The 8,605-nt window shown below is 48.9% G+C and carries 8 protein-coding genes; all 8 read left to right on the top strand.

The window, feature by feature from the left end:
- Positions 1–160 precede the first annotated feature (160 nt).
- Positions 161–1,285, top strand: a complete 1,125-nt coding sequence (locus ACIFO6_RS14990; protein WP_430041490.1) for a methyl-accepting chemotaxis protein — start codon at positions 161–163, stop codon at positions 1,283–1,285.
- 127 nt (positions 1,286–1,412) lie between these two features.
- Complete coding sequence (gene pstB / locus ACIFO6_RS14985; protein ID WP_044647067.1) at positions 1,413–2,171, top strand: phosphate ABC transporter ATP-binding protein PstB; 759 nt, start codon at positions 1,413–1,415, stop codon at positions 2,169–2,171.
- 40 nt (positions 2,172–2,211) lie between these two features.
- Positions 2,212–2,871: a phosphate signaling complex protein PhoU gene (gene phoU / locus ACIFO6_RS14980; RefSeq protein WP_192512834.1), complete on the top strand. Its 660-nt coding sequence runs from the start codon at positions 2,212–2,214 to the stop codon at positions 2,869–2,871.
- A gap of 177 nt (positions 2,872–3,048) precedes the next feature.
- The gene (gene polA, locus ACIFO6_RS14975) at positions 3,049–5,703 is read left to right on the top strand and encodes a DNA polymerase I (RefSeq protein ID WP_430041487.1); all 2,655 of its coding nucleotides are present in this window, start codon (positions 3,049–3,051) and stop codon (positions 5,701–5,703) included.
- A 70-nt stretch (positions 5,704–5,773) separates the two neighbouring features.
- Positions 5,774–6,604 (top strand): DNA-formamidopyrimidine glycosylase, encoded by an 831-nt coding sequence (mutM, locus tag ACIFO6_RS14970; protein ID WP_430041485.1) that lies wholly within the window; start codon positions 5,774–5,776, stop codon positions 6,602–6,604.
- Positions 6,605–6,717: 113 nt separating this feature from the next.
- On the top strand, positions 6,718–7,410 hold the full coding sequence (gene ytaF / locus ACIFO6_RS14965; protein WP_430041483.1) for a sporulation membrane protein YtaF: 693 nt from the start codon (positions 6,718–6,720) through the stop codon (positions 7,408–7,410).
- Positions 7,411–7,421: 11 nt separating this feature from the next.
- Positions 7,422–8,018, top strand: coding sequence for a dephospho-CoA kinase (gene coaE / locus ACIFO6_RS14960; protein ID WP_430041481.1), 597 nt, complete (start codon positions 7,422–7,424; stop codon positions 8,016–8,018).
- Entirely contained in the window at positions 8,015–8,578 is a 564-nt protein-coding gene (locus tag ACIFO6_RS14955; RefSeq protein WP_430041479.1) for a lytic transglycosylase domain-containing protein, read from the top strand. Before coaE ends, ACIFO6_RS14955 begins: the two co-directional genes overlap by 4 nt.
- Positions 8,579–8,605 lie beyond the last annotated feature (27 nt).

Here is an 8,605-nt window from a genome sequence, read left to right as displayed (position 1 = left end):
TAGCCTCCTACTCGATTCTGTTCGATTTTGTATGCGACGATTTATGTGTCCATTTCGTGATTTTACATTTCGTTAACATAAACAAACGTTACAATCAACAAATGACCGATATGATGTTCCCGTCACTTCAAGTAGTCAAAAAAAAGGGGACTTCAGAACGATGATAACGGAACCAAAGACCCAGCCGAGTTCCACTGCCATGGTTGAACGTGAATCTAACAAGCCCATTACTACCTACGTGCCTTGCCGGGAGGTTCCGATCATTGGTACGGATATGTCTTGTAAAGAGCTATTAGCACTTATGAAAACGCAAGAAGACATTCCCTGTGTCATTGTCGTTGATAAAAATGGCCTTCCGTTGGGCATTATTATGAGAGATGCGTATAACCGCCATTTTACGGGCAGGTTTGCTGCGGCTTTATTTTATGACAAGTCTGCGGCCATATTTGCTGACCCTGATACATTAATGGTGGATCTGGAAAGCCCGGCAGCGGACATTGTAGAGCAGGCGATGCTGCGTCAAGATCAACAATTTTACGATTGCTTGTTGATTAAGGAGGGGACGAGGTTACTTGGGGTGCTGACGATTCGTGATATCCTGTCGGTTGTTCAGCGGATGCAGAGAGAGGCGGACGAGCATCGGGGTAATGTGGTTCGGCATAGCTATGATGGTGTCCATCGGATTCAGACAACTGTGCTGGATGCCGCTAAAGAGGCTGGCGACAGTGTGCGTCTAACTCGTTCGATGAGTGAATTATCCCGCCGTGGCAAAATGGAACTGGAAGATGTTCTGCTCTCCTATCGGGCAGTCACAGAGCAAATGAAGCGTCAGCATGAACAGATTACAGCGCTAACACAATTGCTGAGTGACATTGCAGGCATGGCTTCCTCCATCCGCGCACTCGCGGATCAAAGTGGACTGCTGGCGATCAACGCATCAATAGAAGCGGCACATGCTGGAGAACATGGGCGTGGCTTCCAGATCGTATCTCAGGAGGTGCGCAATATGTCACTTCAGACGAAAGCCTTTTCCGCACAGATTACAAGCTTGCTTACGGATATTGAACAAATGCTGCGTGATACGGCCGATCTGACGGATACGAGCATGCAGCAGATTAATACCGGCTCCCGGTATATATCCGCTGGAACCCAAACGTTTACCCAACTGTTACAGGCCGTTGCTGAAATTGAAACTAAAAACAACGAAATGTCCCGTTCCGCAGAGGAAGCGGCTTTGAATGCAGCCGGGATTGCGCAGGAGCTGAAGCTTATGCTGAATCCCTGATCATTTTACATACCGTTAACAAATCCACCATACTGAATTTACACACAGCTTATATAATCTTCATATTGTGCAAATCAGGTGCAATGCTTGAGGACCATAACTGCAACACGAAGGAGATCATAAATCAATGAATGATTCCGTTATTCGGATTGATAAGCTGAACTTGTATTATGAGAATTTTCAAGCGCTGAAACATATAAACCTGGATATTCCTGAAAAAACGGTAACAGCCTTCATCGGACCGTCCGGCTGCGGTAAATCTACCTTGTTGCGTACGCTGAATCGGATGAACGATATGATACCGGGAACGCGTATTGAAGGTACGGTGAGTATCGCAGGCCAGGATATATATGGCGATACGATGGAAGTAGAAGCTCTGCGCAAGCAGGTGGGGATGGTTTTTCAACAGCCTAATCCGTTTCCTAAATCTATTTATGATAACGTGGCATACGGTCCGCGTCTGCATGGAATCCGGCAAAAGGACAAGCTGGACGAACTGGTGGAGCAAAGCTTGCGGCAGGCGGCACTCTGGGAAGAGGTTAAGGACTTTCTCAAGCGTTCAGCCCTGAGCTTGTCCGGCGGACAGCAGCAGCGGCTGTGCATTGCTAGAGCGCTTGCTGTGCAGCCAGATATTTTGCTTATGGATGAGGCAACGTCAGCGCTGGACCCGATCTCCACGATGAAGATTGAAGAACTGGTTCAAGAGCTGCGTGACAGATATACGATCGTCATGGTGACGCATAACATGCATCAGGCGGCTCGTGTGTCCGGTCGTACTGCTTTTTTCTTGAACGGTGTTGTGGTAGAGGCGGCAGATACAGAGACGATGTTTTCCACGCCGCAGGATTCCCGTACGGAAGATTATATTTCCGGCCGGTTTGGCTAAAGTTGACCAGATTAGTAATGCCAGGAGGGGTGACTTCGAAATGATTCGCAGAAAAGGTTTTGATGAAGGATTAGATGAGCTGAGAGCCGTACTGCGCGAAATGGGTGCACATGTATCGAAGGCACTCGATCAGGCCATTGAATGTTTGCAGACCAAAAATACGGAATTGGCCCAGCAGGTGGTCAAAAATGATGCATCTCTCAATGCGCTGGAAGAGAACATTCTCGATATGGGCTCCAAGCTCATTATTACCCAGCAGCCGGTAGCCAAGGATTTACGCCGGATCATTGTTGCTTTTAAAATTTCCAGTGATCTGGAAAGGATGGGGGATTTGGCCCTCGATATTGCCAAGGTCACGCTGCGTCTGGAAGGGCAGCAGGTCATCAAGCCGCTGGTGGATATTCCGCAGATGGCTTCGATCGTCAAAGAAATGATTGACGACGCAATTACATCCTATCTGGATGAAAATACAGATTTGGCTTATAAAATGGCCAAAGAGGATGATCGTGTAGATTCCATGTATAGCCATATGATCAGCAATCTGTATGTGTTTATGGTAGAAAAGCCTGAGGAAGCTCCACAAGGCATGCTGCAACTGCTCGTCGGACGATATATTGAACGGATTGGTGACCATGCGACGAATATCGGTGAAAGCACTGTATATCTCGTGACAGGGGAGCGACCAGATTTGAACCAGTAGGGCTTTTCAGGTATATAGCGGTTGTTTCTGACCCAGACTTGTCTTTGTGCAAAAGACGAATCTGGTTAGGGAGCAGCCGTTTTTTTCTGAAAAAGGAGCCTTTATGTTAAGATAGGAAAAGGAATGCGTAAAACGAAAGAACGTTTCGAATGCATTGATGAACTTGCGAGGTGCTAAATGGATAAACTCATGCTTATAGATGGCAACAGTATCATTTACCGGGCGTTTTTCGCTATGCCGCCGTTAACGAATTCGAGCGGACAGCAGACGAACGCGGTGTACGGATTTACAACGATGTTGCTGCGGCTTTTGGAGGAACACAAGCCGACACATATTCTGGTTGCCTTTGATGCTGGAAAAATAACGTTCCGTCACAAAGGATACGAGGATTACAAGGGTGGACGGGAAAAAACGCCGCCGGAGCTGTCCCAACAATTTCCACTGCTGAAAGAGCTGTTGACCGCCTTCGGCATTGCCCAGTTTGAGCTGGATGGCTATGAGGCGGACGATATCATTGGAACCCTGTCTAAAACAGCGGACGAAGCTGGTTTTAACGTGCTGGTGGTTACCGGAGATAAGGATATGCTTCAGTTGGCTTCGGACAACGTCACTGTCGGCTTAACCCGCAAAGGGGTTACCGAGGTGGAGACGTACGGACCTGAGCAGATTCAGGAGCGTTATGGCTTGAAGCCGCTGCAAATCATCGACCTCAAAGGTCTGATGGGCGATACGTCGGACAACATTCCGGGGATTCCGGGCGTGGGGGAGAAGACTGCGCTCAAGCTGTTGCACCAATATGGCTCGGTCGAAGAGGTGCTGGCGCATACGGATGAGCTGAAAGGCAAGATGAAAGAGCGCGTTGAAACGCATGCAGATGATGCACGGATGAGCAAGGATTTGGCGACCATCTATCGGGATGTAACGCTGGACAAGCAGCTGGAAGATGTTGTCTTCGACGGGCTGCAAGCAGAAACAGCGGGACCTGCGCTGGCGAAGCTGGAGTTCAAGTCCTTGCTGGAGCGTTTATCCTTTTCGGGTGAGGTTGGCAGTGCTGGAATAGACGTAGAGGAAGCTGCGGCTGACGTGACCGTATTGGACGAACAGCGGATTAGCGAGCTGGTACATGAACTGGATACCGTCGATCTGCTACATGTAGAGACCCATGGCGATAATCCGCATCATGCTGAAATTGTGGGTCTGGTCTTTGGCGGAGCGGGGCGACAGTTTTTTATGACCTTGGATGTACTGCACACTGATGCAGCCAAGCCTGTCCGTGAATGGCTCGCCGATGTTGGGCGCAAAAAGCGGGGGCATGATTTGCACCGTACGGATTTAGCCTTGCATTGGCACGGGATTGAATTTGCCGGGGCGGAATTCGATGTACAGTTGGCCGGATATTTGCTGGACCCGACGGATGCAAACCAGTCGCTGAGCGGATTGGCAGCCAAGCATAGCTTGTCCTCGATTCGTCCGGACGATGAAGTGTTCGGCAAAGGCGCTAAATATAAAGTACCTGACGTGGATGTGCTGTCCGATCATGTGGCGCGCAAGGCGGCGGTGATTGAAGCGCTGGTACCTGTACAGCAGGCCGAGCTGGAAAAAACGGAAATGCACAAGCTCTTCCATGAGCTGGAGATGCCGTTGTCCCGCATTTTGGCGGATATGGAGAAGCAGGGCATTTTGGTGAATGTGGAAGAACTGCGCGCTTTGGGTAAAGAATTTGAAGCCCAGATTGAAACGCTGGTGCGCGAGATTTACATCATTGCCGGTGTAGAGTTCAATCTGAATTCGCCCAAGCAGCTAGGTGAAATTTTGTTCGATAAGCTGGGCCTTCCTGTTATCAAAAAGACGAAAACCGGGTACTCCACCGATGCCGAGGTACTGGAAAAGCTCGCCCCCTATCATGATATTGTGCAAAACATTTTGCAGTACCGTACCATTGCGAAACTCCAATCCACGTATGTGGAAGGATTGCTTAAGGAAATTTCGGATAAAACGGGCAAGCTGCATACGTATTTCCGACAGACGGTTGCAGCAACCGGACGATTGAGCAGTCAATACCCAAATTTGCAAAATATTCCGATTCGTCTGGAAGAGGGACGTAAAATCCGTAAGGTATTTGTGCCGTCCGAGCCGGGCTGGTCTATTCTCGCGGCGGACTATTCGCAGATCGAGCTAAGGGTGCTGGCTGACATTTCGGATGATGAGCGATTGAAGGAAGCCTTTGTCCACGACATGGATATCCATACGAAGACCGCGTCCGATGTGTTCGGCATCCCTGCGGAAGACGTAGATTCTAACATGCGGCGTTCTGCCAAGGCGGTTAACTTCGGGATTGTCTACGGGATCAGTGATTACGGTTTGTCGCAAAACCTGAATATTACGCGCAAGGAAGCGGCTCGCTTTATTGACCAATATTTTGACGTGTTCCAGGGCGTTCGTCGTTACATGGATGATATTGTGAAGGATGCGAAGCGGGACGGATACGTAAAAACGCTGCTGGAACGCAGACGTTATTTGCCGGAGATTAACGCCAGCAACTTCAACCTGCGCTCGTTCGCGGAGCGTACCGCCATGAATACGCCGATTCAGGGTACCGCAGCCGATATTATCAAGCTGGCGATGGTGCAGATGGACGCGGCGCTTCGCGATCGTAATCTTCGTAGCCGTATGCTGCTTCAAGTACATGATGAGCTTGTTTTCGAGGTTCCGCCGGAGGAATTGGAAACGATGAAAGAGCTTGTCCCGGCTACGATGGAAGCGGCGCTGAAGCTATCTGTACCGCTCAAAGCGGAAGTTAGCTATGGAAGTAATTGGTATGAAGCAAAGTAAGTTATTCAATGAGTAGATAGTCCCAATTTAACGCTGCTTCCGTTATAATATAGGGTGAGGTGAAGACATCATGCCGGAATTACCGGAAGTAGAAACGATTAAACGAACGTTAAACGAGCTTATCGTCGATAAACATATAGATCATGTGACCGTGAATCTGCCGCGCATTATTCAGCGGCCTGATGATATACACGCTTTTGCTATGGAATTGGCTGATCATCGCATTACAGGAGTGGAGAGACGCGGGAAGTTTTTGCGGATTCTGCTGGACGGGCTGGTGCTCGTTTCCCATCTCAGAATGGAAGGACGGTATGGCCTATATTCGCAAAATGATCCTGTGGAAAAGCATACTCACGTTATCTTTCATTTTACGGATGGAACGGAATTACGCTATCAGGATGTTCGCCAATTCGGCACAATGCATTTATTTACGGAAGGACAGGATTTGCTGGAAAAGCCGCTGAACAAGCTCGGTCTGGAGCCGATGGACGAGTCCTTTACACCGGAGGCGCTTCGCGCCGCTGTGGGGACCCGTTCGACTTCGATCAAGGCTGCGCTGTTAAACCAGTCATATGTCGTGGGCATCGGGAATATTTATGTGGATGAGTCGTTGTTTAAGGCGGGTATACATCCGGCACAGCCGGCCAAAAGCTTGGAGGGTGACCAGTTCCGTGTGCTGCATGAAGCGATTATCTCCACACTGAGCGCTTCGATTTTGGTCGGAGGATCGTCCATCAAATCATTCGTCAATGGACAAGGCCAATCGGGCGACTTCCAGCATCAATTGCAAATCTATGGACGTAGCGTTAAGCCTTGTGTTCACTGTGGTACATTGATCGAAAAATCCGTCGTAGCCGGACGTGGTACCCATCATTGCCCAGTCTGCCAGCCTCTGCGTTAAACAGGTACAGTCACCCAAAGCCCATTCCTCTCATATATTGATTCCAAGTACCAATACTGCGAAGGGTTTCGGCTTCTTTAAGGCCCTTCCTTTCGCAATGGGAGGGAATTGGAGTGGCTAATCATTGGGGAGCCCTGCTGCTGCTGGCATTTGCACTAAGTCTGGACAGTTTTGGAGTCGGTGTTACATATGGGCTACGCAAAATGAAAATTCCATTGCTGTCCATTGTCATCATTTCAGTATGCTCAGGTTTGGTCATTGGCATATCCATGCAGCTAGGCGCATTATTGTCGCAGGTTCTGTCTCCTGTATATACGACGGTTTTTGGCGCTGTCATTCTGATTGGGATTGGCTGCCACTCTTTGTATCAGTCCCTGCATCGCAAAGAAGATCTGATTGATGATCCTGATCCTGAGAACAGTAATGTTCTGGTAGGGGAGAAATCTTTAGAAGTACAAGAGGAACGGACCGTATTTTCTTTGGAATTCCGCAAATGGGGTCTCGTTATTCGGATTCTCCGAAGTCCGTCTGCTGCAGATATGGACCGTTCAGGCAGTATATCCGCTATGGAGGCGGTTTGGTTAGGTATCGCTTTATCGGTAGATGCGTTCGGTGCAGGATTGGGAGCAGCTATGCTGGGCTTTCAGCCACTCGCTACTGCGCTGGCTATTGCACTATTCAGTGGGACATTTTTGATTGCAGGTATGAAAACAGGTTTCTGTCTGTCGGCATTCCGATTTATGAAGGCGCTGGGTGTGTTACCGGCATTATTATTGATTATGATGGGTATATTGAAGCTGTTATGAGGTGAAAGAGCATGAATATCGGATTAACCGGAGGTATTGCTACCGGTAAAAGCACCGTGTCGGCTCTACTGGTCGCCAAGGGTGCGCTGCTGATTGACGCAGATGCCATTGCCCGGGAAGTAATGCTTCCGGGGCACCCGGTGCTGACGGCGGTCATACAGCATTTTGGACAAGCTGTGATGAACAGTGATGGAACTTTACACCGCAAAAAGCTGGGCGAGATTGTATTTGGAGACCCTGCTCAAAGGCAGGCGCTTAACGATATTACACATCCTGCGATTCGTGAGGAAATGCGTACGCGCATGGAAACTTACGAGCAGGAACAGCCGGACAAGCTTGTTTTGGCGGATATCCCGTTACTGTATGAGTCCGGGCTGGAGAGCTTGTACGATGAAATTATGGTGGTATACGTACCACGTGATGTGCAGCTCCGGCGTCTGATGCTCAGAGATGGATTGACCGAGGAACAAGCTGGCCTTCGGTTATCCTCGCAAATGGATATTGAACAAAAAAGAAGCCTGGCCGATATCGTCATCGACAATAGTGGAACACAGGCTGAAACAAAACAGCAAATTGATCAATTCTGGCAGCGAAAGGGACTGGCATGAATATTTTGCGCAAAAAAAGAGTCCTGCTGACTTTGTTTGTTGGGTTTGTCTTGATTCTGTTTTTTAATTCAAACTGGATGTCGTGGTTCTATCCGATTCAATATAAGGATGAGATCCGGCAATACTCGCAGACGTATGAAGTGGACCCGTTTTTGGTGGCGTCCATTATCCGTGTTGAGACGAACTTTAAGACCAGCAAGCAGTCGCACAAGGGTGCACTGGGACTCATGCAAATCATGCCCGATACGGCGAATTGGATTATGGACAGCGCCCAGATCCAAAAGGTTCCGCTGGATAGCGTCAAGCACGAGCCAGGCACCAACATTGAGCTGGGAACCTGGTATGTGCATAACCTGTCGATGAAATTTAAGGATAATCCGGTAGCTATCGTTGCGGCTTATAACGCAGGCCCCGGTAAAGTGCAGGAGTGGCTGGATAAGGGCGTATGGGATGGGAAAGAACAATCCATCAAGCAGATCCCTTTTGGCGAGACACGACATTATGTACAGCGGGTTATTTACTACTACAGGCAATACACCAAAATTTATAATCAGTTTTAACGGATGACGAGGCTGCGTGTAAATATG

The sequence above is a fragment of the Paenibacillus sp. NRS-1781 genome (assembly GCF_050467745.1).
Classification (GTDB): domain Bacteria; phylum Bacillota; class Bacilli; order Paenibacillales; family Paenibacillaceae; genus Paenibacillus; species Paenibacillus terrae_A.
The sequence above is the reverse complement of the archived record's forward strand: the minus strand, read 5'-3'. Positions and strand labels throughout refer to the sequence as shown.